General features: G+C 62.7%; 1 protein-coding gene and 1 pseudogene. One reads left to right on the forward strand and one right to left on the reverse strand.

The features are described from left to right. Nucleotides 1-383: amidase family protein (locus AC1QQ2_RS14915; RefSeq protein WP_479713735.1), on the reverse strand; the 383-nt coding region annotated here is incomplete at its 3' end. Here AC1QQ2_RS14915 and AC1QQ2_RS14920 point away from each other — a divergent pair. Further along, nucleotides 383-584 (forward strand): annotated as a pseudogene (locus AC1QQ2_RS14920) (hypothetical protein); the annotation flags it as partial. The gene AC1QQ2_RS14915 and the pseudogene AC1QQ2_RS14920 overlap by 1 nt on opposite strands.

Genomic DNA, 584 nt, shown 5'->3' on the forward strand with positions numbered 1-584 from the left:
AGTTCGGTCATATGGGTTTTGCCAAGGCAAACCAGCCCCATTTGCGTGGCGTTACGCAACACAAGCGCATCTGCCGTGGGGGTGCGCCCCTCTAGCAATTTGCTGCCCGCCTCGGTGGCGATACCGGCGGTATCGAACAGGTCTTTCCAGCTGATCGGCACACCATCAAGCAGCGACAGCCTGTGGCCAGTGGCGGCCCGCTGGCGTGCGGCATGGGCCTCGGCCAAGGCACGGTCTTGGGTGGTGCGGGCATAGATGCGCCCGTGCCGCGGGTGGGCGGCAATGGCGGCCAGATAGGTTTCTGTCAATGCCACGGGGTCGATCTGCCCGGCCCTAATCGCGCGCCCCAAATCTGCGGCGCTTTTCCACAACCATTCTTGCATTGCCAGCTCCTTCCGGTGGTGATTGCACCGACGGTAGCGGCATGGCGGCGCATGGACAATCCCCGCAATACCACCATATTGGGGCCATGACCTATGACAGCGATCTTTTGATTATTGGTGGCGGGCTGAACGGGCCTGCCATGGCACTGGCCGCAGCCCATGCAGGCCTTAGCGCCACCGTGATAGATGCACAGCCCGCAG

This window comes from Aestuarium sp., from assembly GCF_023253315.1.
Lineage (GTDB): Bacteria > Pseudomonadota > Alphaproteobacteria > Rhodobacterales > Rhodobacteraceae > Marivivens > Marivivens donghaensis.